The following is a 21,134-nucleotide window of genomic DNA, read 5'->3' on the forward strand; positions in this document are numbered from 1 at the left end:
GAGTATATCATATCCAGCTAGTACTCTATTAAGTAGTCTGAACAGTACCTTTTTGCAAACAAAGAACATTTTCCTTTTGGAAATACGATAATAAATGAACATGACAAGTAAAAAATAGGATTTGATTTTGTTTCAATCCACTAAGAAGTTCAATTACCTTTTGCGTTCTTTTTGCGTCAAAATTAACAAAGCTATCATCGATGATAATAGGAAACTGATATTTATCATAAAGTGTTGTAGCCAAAGCCAAACGAATCGAAACATATAATTGTTCAGTTGTTGCTTGACTTAACTCATTTGCTTCAAAGACAGTGTGGTCATCCCGTTCAACTAGAAAACCTGTCCCTGACTTTTGCATATGAATTCTATTGTATTTTCCATCTGTTAAAAAAGACATGTACTCTTCTGCCTTTGCAAGCATTCTTGGCAAATGCACGTTTTTATATTTATCAACAGTCTCCGCCAATACCGCTTGCGCCAAACGATAGACAGACCATTCTTTGGCTGCCTCTTCTAATTCATGGTTCTTTTGTTTAAATTTATGAAGGATGTCAGCGTACACCCCACCCTCCTCGAGAACTTGAATTTCAAAATTGATGGCAGCCATTTCGTCTCGATCCTTTTTCAGCTTTTCTTGTAATTGATGTATTTCAAGCTCGTATTGCTTGATTAACCCCTCATAGTCATATATGGACAAAAAGCCCTCCTTATCCACTTCTGAGAGGAGAGAATATTGGAGCTGGTTGTGCAGCTGGCGCCGTCTCTCAAGCAGTTCCTCGTGTTTTTGTGCCTTTTCCCCCAATAAGTAGAATTCCTGTTCTGAATCTACTTTTGCAGCAAGTAAGAGTTTATGATGTTCTATTTGTAGAAGTTCTAGTTCTTGTACTTTTTGAGTTAAATCTGCTTTAAGTTCTTCTAACTTCTTTGCTCTCTCTTTGCTCATGATTAGCTTTTCATGTTCTTCCTTGAGTTTGTTTCGTAATAGATAGGCTGAATTGTGTAAATCATGGCCCTTTTCTTGTAAAAAGCGCATTTCAAACAATCTTAAGCCGTCCTCTACTAAAGACTGTTGATGATTAATTTCGTTTATCCTAAGTGCAAATTGATTTTTCTCTCGACAAATCGATTTAAATTGTTCAATATAGGCAAAAGCCTCGGCTAAAAAACTGACAGCAATATATTCAGGAATACTTAACTCCTTACTAATAAAAAGGAGTTTTTCTTTATTTTGTGCTGTTGCTAATTCCCAGTCCTCAAATTTAGAGATAATCTTTTCAAATAGGGATTGCTGCTGCTTTAGTTTTAGTTTTAACAATTGCAATTCCTGACGCCTTTGATTATCAACAAGAATTTGATTCTCGAGAGATGCAGCATCGAGATATTCGGATGTTTGAAGCTTTTGCTGCAAAGTTTTTTCCTTTTCTTTTAATTCAGTAATCTTATGCAAAATGCTGTCATCTTTAGTCTGTTTTGCTCCTTTCACCCAAAAAAGCACAAGACCAATACACCCTAATAAACCAACAGCCAGCAGGAACCATTGCTTAGTAAAGAGCCCATATAAGAATACTCCAAATAGAATTGACTCAAAGAGAAACAACTGAAGCCTTCGATCACTTTGCAGCTTGTTTTTTGCCGCCTGATTTCGTTCATTTTCATGTTGGTAGTATTCTATTTTTTCTTGTATTGATTTTAATTCCCATTCTAAGCTCTGTTTATCATTCCTCTGACTTACCTGCTCCTCGATTTGAATTCTCTCTTTTTGGGGCAATATCTTACTCTCAGCGAAACGAACCTCTTTTTCTATCTGATCAAGCGCCTTTTTTTCCTCTTGATATTGACTATCTAATTCTTCCTTTACCTCTTCTAACTTTTGTTTTTTACGAGTAACCATTTCAACTTGATTTTTCATGTAAATATTTGTATTAATCATGAGGATTTCATCCTCAGATAAAGGCAAATGAAGCTTTTCTCTTGTGCTCGAAAGCTTTTCTTCATATTCTGAGAGTTTCTGTTCTGATTGCTTTTTCTCTATCCTTAATTGTTCAATAATAGGAACCTGGTCAAGTAATGTTAAAATGGAGGGCTCGTTTTCTAGAAACTCAAGATCAGGGTCGATACCGGCTAATTCTTCCTGTAAACCTTCTACTCTATTGGTGATACTGGTAATTTCGGCTTTAACGGGATGAATCAACTGATTTATTTTTTCCAGTCTTTCAATCCCGCGAGCTGGGAAATCGATTGTCCCTAACTCCTCTAGCTCTTTTTCGGTCCAAATTTCTTCTTTTACAACGGATTCGATTCTCTTCCATTCTTTTAGTTTATTGATCTTTTCACTAGTTTCATGAATTGCCCCATTACTTCGAAAGATCTCTTGACGCAATGTATCCTTTTTTCGTAGGAGTTCCTCATATTCGTTGTTTTTAGCCGCAGCCTTTTTTAATTGACCTTTTAATTCATGAAGTTCCTGTAATTTTTCATTCAAACTTGGTTTCTTACCTGATGGCTTAAATCGTACATCTAGTTCTTTTTGTAAAAAATTTTCAGCTTTCGCCAGCTGCTCAGTGCCCAAGGTTCCCGCTGAGAATAAAAACTTACCAATTTCTTCTCCCTTCATTTGGTGAATGTTCTGAAGCCCCTGTAAATTAAAAGAGAAAACGGCTTGAAACAAGCTTTTATCAAAGTTACCCAGCAATTGTTTTAGGAGCTCATCACTACCGATAGCTCCACTATCCATCATCACCTTTACATCCCCTGCTGATTTTCCCTTTACACGTTCAATCACAGCGAATCCATGCTCTTCATGATAAATTCTAAGCTTTCCACCGTACTTAGTGCTATGTTTTGGTTCATAGCGCAGCTCGGATGACTGTTTGGTTGGGAAACCGAATAAAATCCCATGAATAAAGGCCATCAAGGTGGACTTCCCAGCTTCATTCTCGCCATAAAAAACTTGATAATCTGAAAGAGACTTAATTGTTACATTTTCTAATTGGCCGTATCCATATATGTATATTTCAAGAATTTTCATGCCTCTGCTCCTTCATTAGGCCTTGTAAAGTAATTCAATTAATAATTTTTCTGTTTTTTTAAGTAATTCATCTTTCTCTGCTGTTTCTAAATGTGGTAAGTATTTTCTCGCTAACGGATGCTCAAAAAGTGGCGCTAAAGCTTGATCAGTTTGATCAAAGTGTCCAATGATCTCAAATAGTTCCCCGTAAAAATTGGCTTCCGTTTTTATTTTTTCTTTATCGAAAGGCGATTTTTCAGTGAATTTCAAATCTGCCACCCAAACAAAGGACTCTTCTTCACTTTCGTCTTCTAAGAGTAGTTCAAGCAATTCATTATCGATACTTTTCTGTTCGCGAATATCAGCAAGCTGCGTGTTTTTTAACATAAGGGTTAGTAGTGTTCCGTTACCTTCCCTTCTTATTTCATTAATGGCTATACGGCATAAATGAAAGAGTTCGTCGAAGCTCACTGCTGTCTCGGCATTAACGGTTACTTCCTCCCAAATAATATCTGAAGCCTCAATATAGTCCATTTCCGCATCCTCATCTGTAAAAGTAACATGATAGAATCCTTTACTTCCCGACTCCTTTTTATTTCTTCCTTGTATATTACCGGGGTAAATAATCGGTGGATTCAAAGACAATTCAGAACGTTTATGGATGTGTCCAAGCGCCCAATAATCAAAATTTTTCTGGACGAGATCCTTAACTGTAAATGGTGCGTAATTATCGTGGTCTGTCCCGGAACTCTCGTTTCCATGAAGGATCCCAATATGGTAGTCAGCGCCCTCCATTTTGTGGTATTCATCGATTTTCCGCTCAAAAATATGTCTGGTTCCATAACTAAACCCGTAAAGATGGACGATGGTACCTCTTTTTGTCTGCAACTCCATTGTTTCAACCTTGCTGCCGAAAACATGAACATTTTCTGGCATGTCAAGGTGAACCCAAGAGCCGTTCAAATGGTCATGATTACCATGCACGATATATACGGGGATTTTTTCGTCGTTAAGTTTAAGCATTTCTTTACGAAAACGAGCCTGTGCACGTAAACTGCGATCCTCACCATCAAATAAATCTCCTGCAATAATGACAAAGTCAACATGCCGCTCAATCGCAGTAACGGTTAGTTTTTTCAATGCAGTAAATGTACTCTCTTTTACTCGATTAAAGATATTTTCCGGCAACTGCTTTAAGCCTATCATTGGACTGTCTAAATGCAGGTCGGCTGCATGTATAAACGATATCTTTTTCATAAAATATTCCTTTCACCACTTTTCTCCATTGTAGCACCTTTAACTTTAAAATGCGAATGCATGTTCTAAACAAAAGAGCCTTACCAAATGGGTGGCAAGACTCTTTTATTCTTATTCGTTTTTTGTTATCTGTAATGCCTTTTTAATGTCTTTATAGGAGTTAGATTTTCCATACATTAAGACACCGCCGCGATACACTCTTGCACCAAAAATAGCGAGGACTGTAATGGTTGCTATTAGGATGATTATGCCTAATATTGCCTCCCAGGCTGGGATCGTCAGCATACCTACACGTAAAAACATAATCATCGGTGTGAAGAAAGGAATATAGGATGTTGCAGTAATAAATGGAGCGTCAGGCTTACCAAGACCAAACATGGCAATCATAAAGCCGGCAACCACCATTAAGGTCATTGGTGTAATCATCTGCTGTACATCTTCGATCCGGCTGACAAGCGACCCCAAAAAGGCTGCGAGTGTGGCATAAAGAAAATAACCAAGAATAAAGAAAATAACAGCATACATAATTGTCCCAGTTGGGATTTCTCCTAGACCGTATACCCCAAAAAAACCATCCTTTAATGATTCCATATTTCTCATAAATGAATAATAACCAACCACTAGGAAAATGGCTAATTGGGTCAGGCTTAATAAACCAATTCCCACTATTTTGGCAAACATTTGTTTAATTGGAGAAACACTTGAGATTAAAATCTCCATAACACGTGAAGATTTCTCGGTTGCAACTTCCATCGCAATCATGTTGGCATACATGATAACGGAAAAATAGATTACAAATAACAAGACATAGACTAACCCTCTTGCCTGGTTTAACTCCTCTTCCGTTTTTGCATTTTTTTCGAGAGCAATTTTTTTAAACGAGACCGGTTCATAAAGCTTTTGCAGCTGATCGGGCGCTAAATTAATCTGTGAGGCTGCAAGCATCGTTTTAAGCTGCTGTAATCCTGTTTGAAGATCAGTATATAAAGTCGAATCGGCGATACTCATGGCTTTAAAGGTAGCTTCAGGCAGCTTTTGCTCGTTTACATGCAGTTGAATAACTCCCGCAAACTCACCTTTTTCTATCAATCTTTCAGCCTGCTCTTCACTGCCCTTGTAAAAAGTCAGTTGAATATCTTTATTTACATTTTTTATTTGCTGTTTATATGGCTCATAAAGCTGGCCGGATTGGTCGATTACGGCAACCTTTTCCTTTCCGCCATTTTTATCAAATAAATCGATGATATTATTAATGTTCGTTATCGCTAAGACAATTACAACGGATAATACTGTCGTGATAATAAACGATTTCGTTTTGAGCTTGTTAAGGTATGTATGAAATAGGATAATCCAAAAACTATTCATAAGAATTACCTGCTTTCTCAATAAAAATATCATTTAATGACGGCTCTTCTAGAGCAAATTTGCGAATAAACCCTTTATCGACAATGTCTTTAAGGATTTTCCCCGCAACTTCCTCTCCATTAATTTGCAGGTGAATGCCCTCCATTGTCACTTTAGCTTTAACTACCCCAGGGAAGTTCTTCAATAAGTCTAAAGAAAAGTCTGCATGAATCACTAGATTCTTTTTGCCAAATTCACGTTTGATATCTTTTAAAGAGCCACTTACGACCGGACTGCCCTTTTGCAAGATACATAGGTGTTCACACATCTCCTCTACATGCTCCATCCGATGACTCGAGAACACGATCGTTGCACCATTTTCCTTCAAGGTTAAAACCGCTTCCTTTAGCATCTCCACATTCACAGGGTCAAGTCCGCTGAAGGGCTCATCTAAGATTAATAATTTAGGCTTATGGACAACTGCGGCAATAAATTGGATCTTCTGTTGGTTTCCTTTTGAAAGTTCTTCAACCCTCTTATTCTCATAGTCTGAAATTTTAAAACGCTCTAACCACGATTTTAGTTCCACTATTGCCTCAGTCTTTTGCATTCCTCTTAGTCTTGCTAAATAGACTATTTGATCACGTACTTTTAATTTTGGATATAAGCCTCTTTCCTCAGGTAAATAGCCGACCAAATGACTGGTGGAATAATCTATGGGGTGATCATCCCAAGTAATACGACCTCCCGAACTATCCAGTAGTCCTAATATCATCCTAAATGTTGTCGTTTTGCCCGCGCCGTTTGCCCCTAAGAATCCAAACATCTCTTTTTCAGGTACCGTTATGGATAAATCATTAACCGCCGTAAATTGACCAAACCTTTTGGTAACATGCTCAAGTTTGAGTACCATATTACGCACCCCTTTCATTCTTTAATACGAATATACCATAATTTGGTTTCAAATTATTTACTTTGAAAAATTTAAAGAATTGTGTGAAAATAAAATCGAAATGGAAACGGCTGCATTCATAAAACGCCGGCTCCTATTAAACATTAATAAGGGGGATTGTCGATGAAAACTTATAAATTAACAGCCTTCGAGACAAATGGTGAAAAGTTATTAGAAGAGAATCTTCAAGCTGAAAATGATGAGGCCGCAAAGAAACAAGGAGAACAACTATTACAAGAAAAACAATTACTAGAAAAGACACATCGACTAACTTCACCTAGCGGCAAGCTTTTATTATTTCATTCATAAAACAAAGAAGCCCGCGGGCTTCTTTGTTTGCTTTATTTCCCTATAAACTTCGGTTTCCTTTTTTCAAGAAATGCCCGGATTCCTTCTTGGTGGTCAAGGGTTTCACGCATTTTTTGCTGGCCGTATTTCTCTAATTCCAGTACTTTAAGTAATTGTGGACGATTCTTCTCAGCCATTATTTTTTTGGTTTTAATCATCGCCTGAACTGGACGGCTCAACCAATCTTGTACCCTTTCTTCTAGCGTCTCCTGAAGGCTGCCTTCTGCTACTTCTTGGATTAACCCCTTTTTATATGCTTCGCCGGCACTTAACATTTTCCCATCCCAAATAACCTGCTTAGCCATGGTCTCTCCTAATCTTTTTTCTAAAAAGAAGTGTGCTCCTCCATCAGGAATTAAGCCAATACCAATAAAATTCATCGCTAGCTTACTTGTTTCATCTGCGATAATATAATCAGTCGCTAGCGCCAAACTAAATCCTAAACCGGCTGCTGCACCTGAAACAGCACTTATCGTTAGTTTTGGCAGGCTATATAAAGTAATAATTAATTCGCTGATGTAATCCATCACTGGAAAGAAATCCACCTCATTCATATTGGACAGCATGGTTTTTATATCACCGCCGGCTGAAAAGGCTTTTCCTTTTCCTGTTATGACCAAAATATCAATTTCATCAGACTCACTAATTTCCTTCAGCTTGCAAACCATCCCCTTTATAACGTCCGTATCCATTGCGTTTAATGCCTCAGGCCGGTTTAATTCAATCGTGGCAACACGGCCATTCACTCGCAAATTCACCTTATCCGTTACAAAATTAATAGACATGGCACATCTCCTCCCATATTATTCATTCAATTCCATTATATATGGAATTGACTACAATAAAAATAAGCATTCAAAATATATCGAATTTTCATAAGAAAGATAAGGGAACAAAAAAATCCCCGCTTATTTAAGCAGGGGAACCGTTTTCTGAGAATAATTCTTCTAGAATCGTAAGTTTATCTTGCGTGTATTTTTCAAAGTTGTCATTATACGATTTAGGGTCCTTGGGATTGGCAAAATGAGTGATTTTCCCTGTGACCGGATCAATAAATTTACTTGCAGCACCACAGCCAAGTCCTATAATGGTTTGCTGCTCTTCCATAATCATAATATTATAGATGCTTTCTTGATTAGGGAAAGAATACCCGACATTCTCAAGATTTCCAAGGATATTCTTTTGACGGTATAAGTAATATGGTACATATTTATGAGCTTTGGTCCAATCTTCTGCAAGTTCCATCATTTTTTCTACTTCTTGACGCGAGGCAACCTTATACTTGTCTTTATTTTTTGTCATTTCTGAAGCTCTCTTGAATGATAGCGTATGAACGGTCAGCGATTCAGGCATTAATTTTTCTGTTTCTGCTAAAGAATGGGTAAATTCATCCAATCCCTCACCCGGAAGACCAATAATTAAATCCATATTAATATTATTCATGCCCATTTCCCTGGCCAGATGGTACTTTTCAATTGTTTCCGTAACAGTGTGATGTCTTCCTATCGCCTTTAACGTCTCTTGCGTATAGGATTGTGGATTTATACTAATCCGGTCAATCTTCCACTTCTTTAGGATTTCTAGCTTTTCAGGTGTAATGGTATCAGGGCGCCCCGCCTCAACCGTAATTTCGCGAATGTTTTCAACATCAGGAAACGAAGTATACATTTCTTCGTAAAGCATATCCATTTCTTCCGCTGTAATACTAGTGGGAGTGCCGCCACCATAGTAAACCGTTGTGATTCTGACGTCTTTTTCCTTTAGCCAAGCACCAACTTTCTGCATTTCATAGTGAAGTCCTCCCAAGAAAGAGTTGACAGAACCTTGCCTGCCATTAATAGCATAAGCAGGAAATGTGCAATAAGCGCATTTTGTCGGACAAAACGGGATACCGATATATATGCTGACTTCCTTTTGCAGCGAGTATAGGTCAGGAACAACAGCAAGCTGGCGGTCAACAATTTGCTGCATCAACTCAATCTTCTCATCACTAATTAAATAATCCTCTTTTAATTGCTGATGCGCCTCTCTTTGCGGTATGCCTTCCTGCACTTTCCGATGAAGTAATTTTGTAGGTCTAACCCCTGTTAAAATCCCCCATTTTTGTTTAATGCCTGTCCAGTCTTGGAGTAGGGTCAAATAAACATGAGCTACTGCATTCTTAATTTGTTTAAACTGTTCCTTTTCGGTATCTGATAAAATCATTTTTTTATGATAATTAGTGGTCAGTACTTTTCCATTCTGATCCTTTAATTCCGCTTCTACAGATACAATATCTTGGACCTGTAGTGAAAACGTTATTTGAACATCTGCATCGCTGTGAATCCCCATCAAAATCTCAGATTCCTCAAAAAACAAATTGGCAATTAGCTGCAATTGCCGGTTGAATCTTATATCCTCAATCCCAATAATCGAAATTTCCAAAGTTAATCACCTTTCATTTAAAAAACACAAGAATCCCTCATTGCTGCTTGTGCTAGACATACTAAACTCTCTTAAGTGTACAAAATCAAGAAAACAAGGTCAAATGGAAAAGCGGCAGCGCCTTGAACAAGGAAAGAGCAGTTCATTTTTTCCTAGACGCCGAGCTGGACAATTCTCAACGTTCATTAACAAACAGAGATATCAAGGCCTTAGCCATGATATCTCTGTTTACTTAATTTTTAATGATCTTCATTTTTCTTAAAAATTCAATAGGCTGCTGCTTGCGGAAGTGTTCTTTTACCATGTAGGCGACACCATGTTCATTTTTCGATCTTGTTACCCAATCGGAAGCCCTTTTTACCTCAAAATCAGCATTCCACATCGCAACCCCAAGACCCGCTGCTTCGATTAATGGAATATCATCAAGTCCATCACCAATATAGACCATTTCACTTCGCTTGATCCCCATTTGATTGCCTAAGTACGATAATCCAGTTAGCTTGGAAACACCGGCCGGGACAATATCCAACCTCAATGGATCCAATTGTATCACTTCAATTTCGGTAAACATTTTTCTTAATGCCTGGACTGCATCGCTAAGGTCTCGCTCATCTTCAAAATACACCTCTATTTTAGGAGATGTAACTGGCTGGTCGTGTAAATACTCACTTAAAGACGACACAAATTGCTGGGAATAGAAAACGGGATCTCCTGAAGTAAACACAGTTTTAGCCAATAACTGATTATTAAGCTTTAATTTATTAGCTAATGAAAATTGCTCATGGACTAGCCTGATTTGACACGGCAATGCTTCTAAAAAACGAATCGCATCATATATGATGTCCTCATTAATTCTTTTTACAAAGACAGGTCTATCCACCGTACTTGCAATAAATGCCCCTTGGTGGGTAATAAGGGGTGCTGTTATTTTTAACGCCTTCGCCACCTTCTTAGCTGAAGGGAAGCTTCGCGATGTAACCAGTGTGACATAAATCCCTTTTTGCTGAACATATTCGATTGCTTCCTTAGTTGATTTATGAATTTTGCCATTCGATTGGAGAAGCGTGCCATCAATATTTAGCGCAAGCAAGCGATAAATCATTATGTTGCCCCCTGTTCTTGGTGAATTACCTTTATATCACTTTTATGACTTTTCACAAATTTATAGAACAAAAAGAGAAAGCCTTCGGTTTTGGGACCGAAGGCTTTCAACTAATTTAGAGGTTTCCGTATAAATCTTCCAATGGCTTCATAATAACTTTGTTTAATTCACCAATCACCATGCTCATTCGCTGTTCCGCTTCCATTAGACGGGCTATTTTTTGATTCTGCTGGACAAGGCCAACAGTTGATTGAGCCTGCTGGATTTCCTGTTCAGAAATGTTTTGGCCCATCATTTGTTTTTGCTGCAAATTCATCTGCATTTGTCTAAACTGATCAAACATTTGTTTTGCTTGAGGGTCTGAATTTACTTCGCTATAAGCCTGCTGTAATTGTATATACTCATTACTTTGACGAATTGCTGTTTCTAATGCGTAGGCGGAATCATATAAATTAACTGCCATGTTAAGCCACTCCTTTTTGTATAAACATCTACACAACTATAACAAACTATTCTATTTATTGCGAGAATGTTCAAATCACCATTCCTCAAGCCTTTACATAAATTACTTATATCAACTAATGCCCAATATCCAAGAAAATGAGGAGTGAGTATGTCATTTTCATTAACCTCGATCGTAATTGTACCGAAAAAATTAACAGACAAAGATAAGAATGTTATCCAAATGTCTGACCAATTATGTAAGCAGCTACAATTAAACCAGCACAGTGAGCTAAACATCACCATTGGCAGAAAAACCATTCCTGCAATAGTTCAAACCGTAGACTTGCCAGACTATACAATTCATTTTTCTGAAGACTTTATGGAATCCTTTTACCTCCCTATTCACCCCATTAAATTTAAAGCAATGATTGTCCCAGAGTGTCAGACCTTAAAGCTCGGACCCGTCGCAGCTTTATTGACAGATTCAATTGAACACAAAACCAATGGACAAAAATTCCGCTCTATTCATTTGTTTTGTGAGGAACTTCAACAAGGACTTAGTGAGGATGGCGGATTCTTTTACGTCTTTTCCTATGAACAGTTTTTAAGTCAAGGATATTACTTGGAAGACGGACAATGGACGGCTGCACAGCTGCCTGCCCCAGATGTTATTTATAATCGGATTCATTCTAGAGCACGGGAGTTTAAACAGGACTTTAAAGATTTCCGAGAAAAAGTTAAGCGATTATTAATTCCGTTTTTTAACGACCGCTTTCTCTCGAAGTGGGAAGTTTACGAACACCTAAAAAGTGAAAGGAATCTGGATTCCTATCTACCCGAAACAAAACTATTTTCGAAAGATCACTTTTATGAACTGGCACAAAAATATAATACCCTTTTTCTAAAGCCTATCCATGGAAGTCAAGGCAGAAATATTATTAAAGTTACTTGTGGCAAAGATTCTCTTTACTCTCTTGAAACCTCGTTAAAATCCTTGACAGCTAAACCTGCGGGACAGTTTTCTTTAGATGAACTCTTTCAACAAATCAAGCCACTTATTCACAATCGTATTTATATTATTCAACAAGGTATTCCATTGTTGTCCTATCAATCATCTTCGATGGATTTCAGAGTTTTATGCCATCAAAACCTGGATAACGTTTGGAAGGCAACTTCAACTGTAGCAAGGATTGCCGCGAATCAAGAGTTTGTCTCTAATTTAGCAAGAGGCGGTACCCTTACACGGCCATTAAATGCATTAAGAACGTGCATAAACGATAAAAAATCTTTAGAAGTACTAGCCCAAATGAAGGAATTGGCACTTGAGACGGCCTCGATTATAAGCCGAAATTCACAAGGCATTGTCGGGGAACTTGGGATCGATATTGGCGTTGACCAAGAAGGAAAACCATGGTTAATCGAGGTGAATTCTAAGCCATCCAAAAATTTTGAGGATGGTTTAACAAAAATCAGACCCTCTGCCAAGGCTATTATCCAGTTCTGTACCATTCTTGCATTTGATACTGCCGTAATAAAGGAGGAAATTTAAATTGTTAACATTTGGCATTATGACATTAAATATGGAAAGTGAAGAAGCGTATATAAATGAGATGGCTACCCGTGCAGAGTCATTGAAGATGGAGGTTTTCAGGTTTATCCCTTCCGATATCAATCCCCATAACCTCCATGTTAAAGGGGTGAAGTTTGATTCAAACACAAACTCTTGGCTGGAATGCAGCCTGCCAATCCCAACTATTATTTATGATCGCTGTTTTTACGGTGAGGATGAACATTCTAAACAATGTCTGTCGATCGTCACATGGTTAAAAAGCCGAAGTGATATTACCTTTTTAGGCTATGGATTACCAAATAAATTGGAACTATATCAAACTTTAAAAACGACTACTCTAGCATCCTATTTACCTTCAACACAAGCTGTTTCAGATGTTGAAAGTATCTTAACTGAACTTACGCTAAAGAAAAAAGTAATTTTAAAACCGATTAATGGTTCCCAAGGGTACGGTATTTATTATTTAAAGAAAAATGAAAAAACGATACATGTTAAGACAGAAAAACAAAAAAGAATTATTTCAAGGATCTTTCCAAATGAAGCAAAGCTTTGTCAATGGTTAAAGCTTCTATTAAAACAGCGGAATTATTTATTGCAGCCGTATTTGGAATTATCAAATAAGGAACACAAGCCATTTGATATCCGGATTCTGCTGCAAAAAAATGAACTGGGAATCTGGGGAGAACAAGGGCGAGGAATTCGGATTGGAACTACAGGCGGAATTCTATCAAACTTAGCTGCAGGAGGGAATGTAATCAATTTTAAAGATTGGCTCATTTCGCTGCCGCCTGCTAAAGGAGAGTATTTACAGCAGGAGCTTAATTATATTCTTGCCAGTCTCCCTTCTCCTCTAGAAAATGCGTTTATGCCTCTATTTGAAATTGGTATTGATATCGGCATTGCCAAGGACGGATCGATTTGGATACTTGATATTAACTCTAAACCAGGCAGAAAAGTACTTTTATCGGCGAATCCAGAATTACAAGAGTCCCTATACACCAAACCGCTCCTTTACGGAAAATACCTTTCAGAGAATGATCAAACGGAAAGGAAGGTCTATTATGAGAAAACATTATCTCATTGAAGTGGCACAAAATGATCAGTTAATTGTCTTTTGTCCTTCTAAACTGCTACAGGATAAAGAAATTAAAAGAATCGCTTTTGGCTCAAAATCAATGGAAGTCAATTTTTACCCCCATCCTGACAAAGATGATCGAATTGTCATCAGCAGGAAAATCCAAGAGACGATCCAGTTTCCCTATTTTAAAGTTCCCTTACATGCCTTTCTCGAGGATGAGGCTCTTTATATTGGTCCGTTAGTTGGAATCTTTACTGCAGGATTTACTTCATACCCAGAACAGCCAATTGGTGAACGAACCTTATTTTTTGCGAAACTGCTTTCTGTCAATCGGACTGTTGGTGCGCATGCCTTTGTTTTTGGGGAGCAGCATATTAATTGGGAGCAGGGAACGATAGAAGGATACTTTTTTCAGGAGAATACTTGGCAAACAGTCGAAGTGCCTTTCCCAAATGTGGTCTATGACCGCCTGCCGAATCGAAAAAGTGAGGAAAATCCAAAATTACTTAAAGTGAGAAATCGGCTCCAAAAGGAATATCTGATTCCATGGTACAACCCTGGATTCTTTAATAAACTTGATATCTATGAAAGACTTCAGCAAGATTCATCAGTTACAGCCTATTTACCTGAGACCTTTCCGTTTACATCCTTTTCCTCAATTGAAACAATGCTTTCCAAGTTTGGTCAAGTTTTTATAAAGCCAAAGAATGGCAGTCTAGGTCATGGGGTTCATCAAATAATCTTCGACAAACACACGAACGATTATTATTGCCGGTATCAAGATGATGCAGGGATTAATCGTTTACGAAAATTCTCCAGCTTGGAACGATTATTCCAAACAGTGTTTGCAAAGCATTCACTAGATAGAATGTTAGTCCAACAAGGGATTCATCTGCTTAGAATCGATCAACGCTCAGTTGATTTCCGCGTCCATACCAATAAGGACGAACATGGTGAATGGCAGATAACAGCCATTGCCGGAAAAATTGCCGGGCAAGGCAGTGTAACCACCCATGCACGAAGCGGCGGGGAAATTAAAACAGTTGGTCAAATTTTCCCCGTAGAAGAAGCTAAACATTTCAGTGAAAAACTAAGTGAGGCCGCGCTTTTGCTAAGTAAGGCTTTAGATAAGAATATCGAGGGTATTATTGGTGAGATTGGTTTTGATTTAGGAATTGACAAAGACGGAGATGTTTGGCTGTTTGAAGCGAATTCAAAACCTGGAAGGTCGATTTTTAGTCATCCGGAATTAAAGGAATTTGATTTATTAACCCGGAAATTATCCATTGCATTTGCCGTTTTTCTAACTGAACAGGCCTTACTACACCCAGAGGAAATATTCAAATGAAAACCCACACTACGCCATTGATTGGCATCTTGACATCAAGGAAAGCAGAGGGAACTATTGCCGGGAATGGTCCATTATTTATAGAAATCCAAAAAAAGCTTATTTCACTTAATGGAATAAGCTTTGTGTTTATACCGGAGGATGTGGAAGCTGATTATATAAACGGCTATTATTATTCACCTGAGGAACACCGGTGGAAAAAAAAGTCCTTCCCTTTCCCGGATTTAGTCTATAATCGCATCCCGTTTCGAACTTCAGAACAGGAAGAAAAGAACCAATGGTTATTTTCGCGTCTAAAGGAAAAAGAAATACCTTTTTTTAATCCTTGTTTTATCGACAAATATGAACTGTATCAGCTATTAAAAGGCGATCACATCCTCCGGGATTATTTACCGGAAACCATCCTTGTGCAGGGGCAGACCCAATTGTTAGACTTTCTCATGAAATTCGGGGGCATTTATTTAAAACCCACTCAATCCTCAAAGGGTAAAGGAATTGTGCGTATACGGATGCACGGCCCTTCAGGAATTCAGCTTGAGGGGATCCGTAAACAAGAAACCCACCCATCCTTTACTCATTTTTGGGAGGAATGGAACGAAGAATTACTTAAGAAACAGTACGTAGCTCAGGAGGAAATTCGATCTGCAGAGTATGAAGGAAAACGTTTTGATTTTCGAATTTTAGCGCATGCAAATCATGATGATTACACCCTTTCAGGAGTTGGGATTCGCCTTTCTCACGAACAGGAAATTACAACTCATATCCCCTCAGGCGGAAGACTACTGCCCTATCAGCTATTGAAGTCAAAAGAACATGATGTATTTTTTCAGACGATTATTCCCAGAGTCGGTAAATCGTTATCCAGCCATTTTGGATACTTCGGTGAGTTTACCATTGACGCAGGATTAAGTAAATCAGGTAGATATTATATTTACGAGGTAAATTCAAAGCCTATGAGCTTTGATGAAGAAGAGATTGAGAAAAAGAAAATCGATAATCTATGCCGGTTATTTCTTCAACTCATTGAAGAATCCCCCTAATTCGAAAAGAAAAGATATCCATATACCTTAAGACAAGGTAAGCTATACTTATAATAGTCTTAAGGAGGAGCAGGATGTCTCATGCTTATTCACTTTCAATATAAACCGCTTTTTTCAAATCAAAATATTCCCGGCTGGAGTATTTCCTTTTATTATAAGAGAAAAAAATATACTGGAACCTATCACCAAACTGGAACGATTGAATGGACTGGTGAGGCACCTGGACAGGAGGACCTTGACATATTAACGAGCCAGATTCATGAGTTAATGCTTTATCATGTTTATGAATAGAGAAATAAATGCATGAAACCCTGCAATTTCCCACACAATAAGATAATCATCTCTTCTTATTTGAGGGGATTAAACCCGCGGCCAGAACGGGAAAGTCTGCTGGTTCATTTGAATCAGAGGAAAGGGTGACGCACATGGTTAAGGATAATCTCTCTACTAATGCGTCTGCCTTTGAAGGCAGAGACAAGGCTTATGTAGATGTAGATAGAATGATCAATGAAGGATTGTCCGGCGGTTCAGTTCATACCCGCCAAGATGCTGCGAATATTGAGGAAGCACATGATCTGCCTAAAGAAGAACCACCAGCTGAAGTTGAATAAATTTGCCGTGGCTGTACCTAATAATATAGATAGGTACAGCCATTTATCTTTTATGCTCTGCCATACTATTGGTATAATATTGCCTAAAGCCTGAAAATCTTTAAAAACGGGGAAATCATATATGATAAAAAAAATAATGTCACTCTATCAAAATTCCATCCTTTTTCCCAGCAAGCCCGAAAATCCATCAGATCGATATCTATATTTCTGCAATGAAGCAGAGGATGAATGGATTGGGATTCCTAAAACAGAGCTGAATGAACGGGAAGTAAGTCTCCTTAAAACACTCTATTCTCTAGTAGAGTTTCCAAATTCAAGCCTCCATCCGACTTTAAAAGCATGGCATGATTTCCTATATTCAAATGGTCCGTTGCCTAACCAAACAACTGGAAATACGCTTAGAATTATCCAGTTCAATATAAATGGGGCTGAAGCCAATCAACCTGAAATAGAATCCGCTTTAAAAGGCTTTTTCACTGAAGATGTAATGATTATTTGGGAAGGCGGAAGCAGAGGGATCGTAATTGAAGAAAAGAATACGATGGCCCTCTCAGAGGAAGAGATTCTTTCCATGTCAGAAACACTTGAAAGCGATTTTTATGTAAAAATTTCTTTTTACATCGGTAAACCAAGTGGATTTACCGAGCAGTTACCAAGTAAATTTCATCAAGAGAAGGAGTATTTTTCCTTTGCTGTTTCACGGATGGGTCAGTTAAATATCTTCACTTTTGAACGGGTATTTCCTGCTTATTTAGCTTTTCACCTGCCGCTCGAATTAAAAAGTAAGCTTAGCCAAGAAATCGTTGAGCTATTCCAAGAAGATCATGAAATGTTTTCGACGATCAAAGTTTTTCTTGAAAACAATTTGAATGCCAGTATGACAGCAAAAAAATTATATATTCATCGAAATACACTACAGTATCGAATTGATAAATTTGTCGAAAAGTCAGGAATCGGTCTAAAGGATTTTTATGGGGCTTTTACTGTCTTCCTAGCTTGCCTGCTTTATGAACAGCAGAAATGACAACATGCCCAAAAAAGCGTTTTCAATTTTTGTGCAACCTGTCTATATGTAAATGTTTTCATTCCCTGTAAACTAAAGATACAACTTACACAGGGAGGAAGAAAAAAATGGCTGAATTAAAATTAGATCATATTTATAAAATTTACGATAATAAGGTAACAGCTGTACAGGACTTCAACTTGCATATCGAGGATAAAGAATTTATCGTTTTTGTTGGTCCATCAGGCTGCGGTAAATCAACAACACTTCGAATGATTGCCGGACTTGAAGATATCTCTAAAGGTGATTTCTATATTGATGGAAAAAGAGTAAACGATGTTGCTCCTAAAGATCGTGATATCGCGATGGTTTTCCAAAACTATGCTTTATATCCGCACATGACTGTATATGATAACATGGCATTTGGATTAAAATTACGTAAATTTCCAAAAGACGAAATCGATCGTCGTGTTAAAGAAGCAGCAAAGATCCTTGGCTTAGAAGCTTACTTAGCTCGTAAACCAAAAGCACTTTCAGGTGGTCAGCGTCAGCGTGTTGCCCTCGGACGTGCAATTGTTCGTGATGCAAAAGTTTTCTTAATGGACGAGCCATTATCAAACCTAGATGCTAAACTTCGTGTTGCGATGCGTGCTGAAATTGCAAAGCTTCACCGCCGTCTTGATACTACTACTATTTACGTTACTCACGACCAAACAGAAGCGATGACAATGGCAACACGTTTAGTTGTTATGAAGGACGGTGTCATTCAGCAGGTCGGTTCACCTAAAGAAGTATATGAAAAGCCTGAAAATGTCTTTGTTGGCGGCTTCATCGGCTCACCTGCTATGAACTTCTTTAATGGGAAACTACAAGATGGAAAATTTGTGATTGGCAATACTTCGGTTGCTGTTCCTGAAGGAAAAATGAAATTCCTACGTGAACTAGGCTATGTTGGAAAAGATGTGATCCTTGGTGTACGCCCAGAGGATATCCATGATGAGCCTGTCTTTATCGAAGCATCAGCTGGAACAAAAATTAAAGCGAATGTTGATGTTGCTGAGTTAACTGGTGCAGAAATGATGGTTTATTCTAGCATCGGCGGTCAGGATTTCGTTGCCCGTTTAGATTCACGTGCAGAAGTCCAGCCTGGAGATTCCATTGACCTTGCTTTTGACTTAAATAAGGCGCATTTCTTTGATACCGAAACTGAATCACGTATCAGAACAGTAAATGAAAGATAAATGATAGAGACTTGGCCCCGTTATCTAGGTAACGGGGTCATTCTTTTATAAAAATCACTTCATCACGATGACAGGCTGGGCATCTATATAGGTGTGGACACTTTTGGCCTGAATTCGTATCTGGATACCCATCCTCGAGTTTCATTAGATCAATTTCCATATAGGGACTGTAATCATCAAAAAAATCAATGAGACGCCCGCTTTCTAACATTGGTTCCCCGCAATTCGTACACATTAAATAAACTTCTCTTAAACCATTACAAACTGGGCATATTGCCAATATGTTTCACCCTTTTATTTATAAGATAATGTTAGTTTGTGTTAACTTAAGCTTCGTATGTAATGGAATAAATTTCTAGCCATTTTTTTTGAATAGAACTTCAAAAATTAATCATAATAAACATTACAAAGCAACAATTACACCGATGGATGAAGCCAACAACAAGGGTAACTTCCGGTGCAAATCCGGATCATCCAACCAAAAAATGAGGCATCTCCAATTATTCTTTATCAACACCATTGATAATATGGGTTAGGCCAGGTGGCAATATTATGGTTCAATTCCATACTGACCCCAAAATTAATAAGAGGAGTGTTATTCAACTATGGCAAGTAACAACAACTCTAATCAACTTTTAGTACCAGGCGTCGAGCAAGCACTTAACCAAATGAAGTATGAAATCGCTCAAGAATTTGGCGTGAATCTTGGTGCAGATACTACTTCACGTGCTAACGGTTCTGTCGGAGGAGAAATTACAAAGCGTCTAGTAGCAATGGCAGAATCTCAACTTGGCGGCGGATTCCAACGCTAATTTTTAACAAACTTTATTGGCAAATTAAATAATATGGCTTAGCCCCCTCCTTCATAAGGAGGGGGCTTACAATTGCTGCTTAAACCATCTTATCAGGCTGAATCCAGTCAGCAAATTGTTCTTCCGTTACATAACCGGTTTTAAGGGCTGCTTCTTTTAAGGTACAATTTTCTTTAAATGCAAGCTTTGCGATTTCCGCCGCTTTTTCATACCCGATATGTGGATTAAGGGCTGTAACTAACATTAACGACCGCTCTAGGTTGTTTTTAATTTTATCTATATTCGCTTCTATTCCTATCGCGCAGTTTTCATTAAAGGAACGAATTCCATCTCCAAGAAGTCGTATGGATTGAATGAGATTATAAATAATGACTGGTTTAAAGACATTTAACTCGAAATTTCCTTGGCTGGCTGCAAAGCTAATTGCGGCATCATTTCCAAAAATCTGACAAGCTGCCATCGTTATGGCCTCACTTTGGGTGGGATTAACCTTCCCCGGCATTATGGAACTTCCTGGTTCATTCGCGGGAATATTAATTTCACCAATTCCACTGCGCGGACCACTCGCCAGCCAACGGACATCATTGGCTATCTTCATTAAATCAGCGGCTAATGCTTTTAAAGCTCCATGGACAAAAACAATTTCATCATGACTTGTCAGGGCATGAAATTTATTATCAGACGATTTAAAGGAATAACCCGTTATCTTTCTGAGTTCCTCTGCCGCCATCTGGCCGAATTGTGGGTGAGCGTTAATTCCTGTCCCTACAGCTGTTCCTCCAATCGCTAAACTCAATAAATGCTGACTTGCTTCTTTTATCATTTGTTCGTCTCTATCCAGCATTCCCCTCCAGCCGCTGATTTCCTGGCCAAGTGTAAGCGGGGTTGCATCCTGCAAATGGGTTCTGCCGATTTTTACAATGTCAGCAAAAGCTCTCTCTTTTTCCTGAAATGTTTTTTTCAGTTCTGCAATCGCTGGCAATAGTGCTTCAGTAATTTTTATATAGGCGGAAATATGCATAGCAGTTGGGAACGTATCATTTGAGCTTTGTGACATATTTACATCATCATTTGGGTGAATCTTTTCTGTACTGCCTATTTCGGCTAGCCAATTGTTTGCCCGATTTGCGATCACTTCGTTAACATTCATATTGGATTGCGTTCCACTTCCTGTTTGCCAGACAAGTAATGGGAAATGTTGATCATAATCTCCGTTATTTATATCATTACATACCTTTACGATGGCGTTCATTTTGACTTCGCTCAGCTTACCTAATTGACAATTTACGAGAGCAGCTGCTTTTTTAATTAAGGCCAGCCCATAGACCACTTCAAGCGGCATTTTTTCTTCGCTAATTTTAAAATTTTCCTTGCTTCGCTGTGTTTGCGCTCCCCAATACTTTTCTTCAGGAACACGAATCTCTCCGAGTGTGTCCTTTTCAATTCTAAACTTCTCCATGACGATCCACCTCACAATTTCGATTACTTCAATATATATATCCATTGTTGACTTATTTAAAAACTTCACACCAATTTGTTAAAATAAAAAAGAA

General features: G+C 38.2%; 20 protein-coding genes. 10 read left to right on the top strand and 10 right to left on the bottom strand.

What is annotated here, in order from left to right; genetic code table 11:
• Positions 1 to 28 precede the first annotated feature (28 nt).
• The 4 genes from ACZ9EE_RS10215 to ACZ9EE_RS10230 all read right to left on the bottom strand — a co-directional run bounded on the left by ACZ9EE_RS10215 (position 29) and on the right by ACZ9EE_RS10230 (position 6,521).
• On the bottom strand, positions 29 to 3,028 hold the full coding sequence (locus ACZ9EE_RS10215) for an ATP-binding protein (protein ID WP_476026733.1): 3,000 nt from the start codon (positions 3,026 to 3,028) through the stop codon (positions 29 to 31).
• 15 nt (positions 3,029 to 3,043) lie between these two features.
• Complete coding sequence (locus tag ACZ9EE_RS10220; protein ID WP_476026735.1) at positions 3,044 to 4,264, bottom strand: metallophosphoesterase family protein; 1,221 nt, start codon at positions 4,262 to 4,264, stop codon at positions 3,044 to 3,046.
• Positions 4,265 to 4,375: 111 nt separating this feature from the next.
• Entirely contained in the window at positions 4,376 to 5,629 is a 1,254-nt protein-coding gene (locus ACZ9EE_RS10225; RefSeq protein WP_476026737.1) for an ABC transporter permease, read from the bottom strand.
• Positions 5,622 to 6,521, bottom strand: coding sequence for an ABC transporter ATP-binding protein (locus ACZ9EE_RS10230; protein ID WP_476026739.1), 900 nt, complete (start codon positions 6,519 to 6,521; stop codon positions 5,622 to 5,624). Before ACZ9EE_RS10230 ends, ACZ9EE_RS10225 begins: the two co-directional genes overlap by 8 nt.
• A 162-nt stretch (positions 6,522 to 6,683) precedes the next feature.
• Between ACZ9EE_RS10230 and ACZ9EE_RS10235 the strand changes: the two genes are divergently transcribed.
• Positions 6,684 to 6,869 carry a YhzD family protein gene (locus ACZ9EE_RS10235; RefSeq protein WP_476026741.1) on the top strand — a complete coding sequence of 62 codons (186 nt, stop codon included), beginning with the start codon at positions 6,684 to 6,686 and terminating at the stop codon, positions 6,867 to 6,869.
• A 32-nt stretch (positions 6,870 to 6,901) separates the two neighbouring features.
• Here the strand turns inward: ACZ9EE_RS10235 and ACZ9EE_RS10240 are convergent, their stop codons facing one another.
• The 4 genes from ACZ9EE_RS10240 to ACZ9EE_RS10255 form a co-directional block, all read right to left on the bottom strand.
• Entirely contained in the window at positions 6,902 to 7,693 is a 792-nt protein-coding gene (locus ACZ9EE_RS10240) for an enoyl-CoA hydratase (RefSeq protein ID WP_476026743.1), read from the bottom strand.
• 127 nt (positions 7,694 to 7,820) lie between these two features.
• On the bottom strand, positions 7,821 to 9,332 hold the full coding sequence (locus ACZ9EE_RS10245) for a coproporphyrinogen III oxidase (protein ID WP_476026745.1): 1,512 nt from the start codon (positions 9,330 to 9,332) through the stop codon (positions 7,821 to 7,823).
• A gap of 232 nt (positions 9,333 to 9,564) precedes the next feature.
• A complete protein-coding gene (locus ACZ9EE_RS10250; RefSeq protein WP_476026746.1) occupies positions 9,565 to 10,434 on the bottom strand; it encodes a Cof-type HAD-IIB family hydrolase in 870 nt (289 codons plus the stop codon).
• Positions 10,435 to 10,549: 115 nt separating this feature from the next.
• Complete coding sequence (locus ACZ9EE_RS10255; protein WP_476026748.1) at positions 10,550 to 10,897, bottom strand: YlbF/YmcA family competence regulator; 348 nt, start codon at positions 10,895 to 10,897, stop codon at positions 10,550 to 10,552.
• Positions 10,898 to 11,047: 150 nt separating this feature from the next.
• On the opposite strand from ACZ9EE_RS10255, the gene ACZ9EE_RS10260 reads away from it, so the two are divergent.
• The 8 genes from ACZ9EE_RS10260 (at position 11,048) to ACZ9EE_RS10295 (ending at position 18,769) form a co-directional block, all read left to right on the top strand.
• Positions 11,048 to 12,427, top strand: coding sequence for a YheC/YheD family endospore coat-associated protein (locus ACZ9EE_RS10260; protein WP_476026750.1), 1,380 nt, complete (start codon positions 11,048 to 11,050; stop codon positions 12,425 to 12,427).
• Position 12,428: 1 nt separating this feature from the next.
• The gene (locus tag ACZ9EE_RS10265) at positions 12,429 to 13,532 is read left to right on the top strand and encodes a YheC/YheD family endospore coat-associated protein (RefSeq protein WP_476026752.1); all 1,104 of its coding nucleotides are present in this window, start codon (positions 12,429 to 12,431) and stop codon (positions 13,530 to 13,532) included.
• Positions 13,510 to 14,874, top strand: coding sequence for a YheC/YheD family endospore coat-associated protein (locus tag ACZ9EE_RS10270; RefSeq protein WP_476026754.1), 1,365 nt, complete (start codon positions 13,510 to 13,512; stop codon positions 14,872 to 14,874). Before ACZ9EE_RS10265 ends, ACZ9EE_RS10270 begins: the two co-directional genes overlap by 23 nt.
• On the top strand, positions 14,871 to 15,914 hold the full coding sequence (locus ACZ9EE_RS10275; RefSeq protein WP_476026756.1) for a YheC/YheD family endospore coat-associated protein: 1,044 nt from the start codon (positions 14,871 to 14,873) through the stop codon (positions 15,912 to 15,914). The genes ACZ9EE_RS10270 and ACZ9EE_RS10275 overlap by 4 nt, the downstream gene beginning before the upstream one ends.
• 81 nt (positions 15,915 to 15,995) lie before the next feature.
• The gene (locus ACZ9EE_RS10280) at positions 15,996 to 16,205 is read left to right on the top strand and encodes a YheE family protein (protein ID WP_476026758.1); all 210 of its coding nucleotides are present in this window, start codon (positions 15,996 to 15,998) and stop codon (positions 16,203 to 16,205) included.
• A gap of 134 nt (positions 16,206 to 16,339) precedes the next feature.
• The gene (locus ACZ9EE_RS10285; protein WP_476032920.1) at positions 16,340 to 16,525 is read left to right on the top strand and encodes a hypothetical protein; all 186 of its coding nucleotides are present in this window, start codon (positions 16,340 to 16,342) and stop codon (positions 16,523 to 16,525) included.
• 121 nt (positions 16,526 to 16,646) lie between these two features.
• Entirely contained in the window at positions 16,647 to 17,549 is a 903-nt protein-coding gene (locus ACZ9EE_RS10290) for a PucR family transcriptional regulator (protein WP_476026760.1), read from the top strand.
• A 107-nt stretch (positions 17,550 to 17,656) separates the two neighbouring features.
• Positions 17,657 to 18,769 (top strand): ABC transporter ATP-binding protein, encoded by a 1,113-nt coding sequence (locus tag ACZ9EE_RS10295; protein ID WP_476026762.1) that lies wholly within the window; start codon positions 17,657 to 17,659, stop codon positions 18,767 to 18,769.
• A 37-nt stretch (positions 18,770 to 18,806) separates the two neighbouring features.
• Here the strand turns inward: ACZ9EE_RS10295 and ACZ9EE_RS10300 are convergent, their stop codons facing one another.
• Positions 18,807 to 19,049: a hypothetical protein gene (locus tag ACZ9EE_RS10300; protein WP_476026763.1), complete on the bottom strand. Its 243-nt coding sequence runs from the start codon at positions 19,047 to 19,049 to the stop codon at positions 18,807 to 18,809.
• Positions 19,050 to 19,374: 325 nt separating this feature from the next.
• Between ACZ9EE_RS10300 and ACZ9EE_RS10305 the strand changes: the two genes are divergently transcribed.
• Positions 19,375 to 19,581, top strand: a complete 207-nt coding sequence (locus tag ACZ9EE_RS10305; RefSeq protein ID WP_098529737.1) for an alpha/beta-type small acid-soluble spore protein — start codon at positions 19,375 to 19,377, stop codon at positions 19,579 to 19,581.
• 79 nt (positions 19,582 to 19,660) lie between these two features.
• Here ACZ9EE_RS10305 and fumC read toward each other — a convergent pair whose 3' ends face one another.
• Positions 19,661 to 21,040: a class II fumarate hydratase gene (gene fumC / locus ACZ9EE_RS10310; protein ID WP_476026766.1), complete on the bottom strand. Its 1,380-nt coding sequence runs from the start codon at positions 21,038 to 21,040 to the stop codon at positions 19,661 to 19,663.
• Positions 21,041 to 21,134: the final 94 nt, after the last annotated feature.

The organism is Bacillus sp. URHA0034 (assembly GCF_056280405.1).

Excerpts from the sequence above, each read along its gene's own strand:
- ACZ9EE_RS10280 (WP_476026758.1), top strand. The coding sequence starts at position 15,996 with ATGCTTATTCACTTTCAATATAAACCGCTTTTTTCAAATCAAAATATT.
- ACZ9EE_RS10235 (WP_476026741.1), top strand. The coding sequence starts at position 6,684 with ATGAAAACTTATAAATTAACAGCCTTCGAGACAAATGGTGAAAAGTTA.
- ACZ9EE_RS10270 (WP_476026754.1), top strand. The coding sequence starts at position 13,510 with ATGAGAAAACATTATCTCATTGAAGTGGCACAAAATGATCAGTTAATT.
- ACZ9EE_RS10295 (WP_476026762.1), top strand. The coding sequence starts at position 17,657 with ATGGCTGAATTAAAATTAGATCATATTTATAAAATTTACGATAATAAG.
- ACZ9EE_RS10215 (WP_476026733.1), bottom strand. The coding sequence starts at position 3,028 with ATGAAAATTCTTGAAATATACATATATGGATACGGCCAATTAGAAAAT.
- ACZ9EE_RS10220 (WP_476026735.1), bottom strand. The coding sequence starts at position 4,264 with ATGAAAAAGATATCGTTTATACATGCAGCCGACCTGCATTTAGACAGT.
- ACZ9EE_RS10290 (WP_476026760.1), top strand. The coding sequence starts at position 16,647 with ATGATAAAAAAAATAATGTCACTCTATCAAAATTCCATCCTTTTTCCC.
- ACZ9EE_RS10250 (WP_476026746.1), bottom strand. The coding sequence starts at position 10,434 with ATGATTTATCGCTTGCTTGCGCTAAATATTGATGGCACGCTTCTCCAA.
- ACZ9EE_RS10305 (WP_098529737.1), top strand. The coding sequence starts at position 19,375 with ATGGCAAGTAACAACAACTCTAATCAACTTTTAGTACCAGGCGTCGAG.
- ACZ9EE_RS10230 (WP_476026739.1), bottom strand. The coding sequence starts at position 6,521 with ATGGTACTCAAACTTGAGCATGTTACCAAAAGGTTTGGTCAATTTACG.
- ACZ9EE_RS10240 (WP_476026743.1), bottom strand. The coding sequence starts at position 7,693 with ATGTCTATTAATTTTGTAACGGATAAGGTGAATTTGCGAGTGAATGGC.
- ACZ9EE_RS10255 (WP_476026748.1), bottom strand. The coding sequence starts at position 10,897 with ATGGCAGTTAATTTATATGATTCCGCCTACGCATTAGAAACAGCAATT.
- ACZ9EE_RS10260 (WP_476026750.1), top strand. The coding sequence starts at position 11,048 with ATGTCATTTTCATTAACCTCGATCGTAATTGTACCGAAAAAATTAACA.
- ACZ9EE_RS10275 (WP_476026756.1), top strand. The coding sequence starts at position 14,871 with ATGAAAACCCACACTACGCCATTGATTGGCATCTTGACATCAAGGAAA.
- ACZ9EE_RS10285 (WP_476032920.1), top strand. The coding sequence starts at position 16,340 with ATGGTTAAGGATAATCTCTCTACTAATGCGTCTGCCTTTGAAGGCAGA.
- ACZ9EE_RS10225 (WP_476026737.1), bottom strand. The coding sequence starts at position 5,629 with ATGAATAGTTTTTGGATTATCCTATTTCATACATACCTTAACAAGCTC.
- fumC (WP_476026766.1), bottom strand. The coding sequence starts at position 21,040 with ATGGAGAAGTTTAGAATTGAAAAGGACACACTCGGAGAGATTCGTGTT.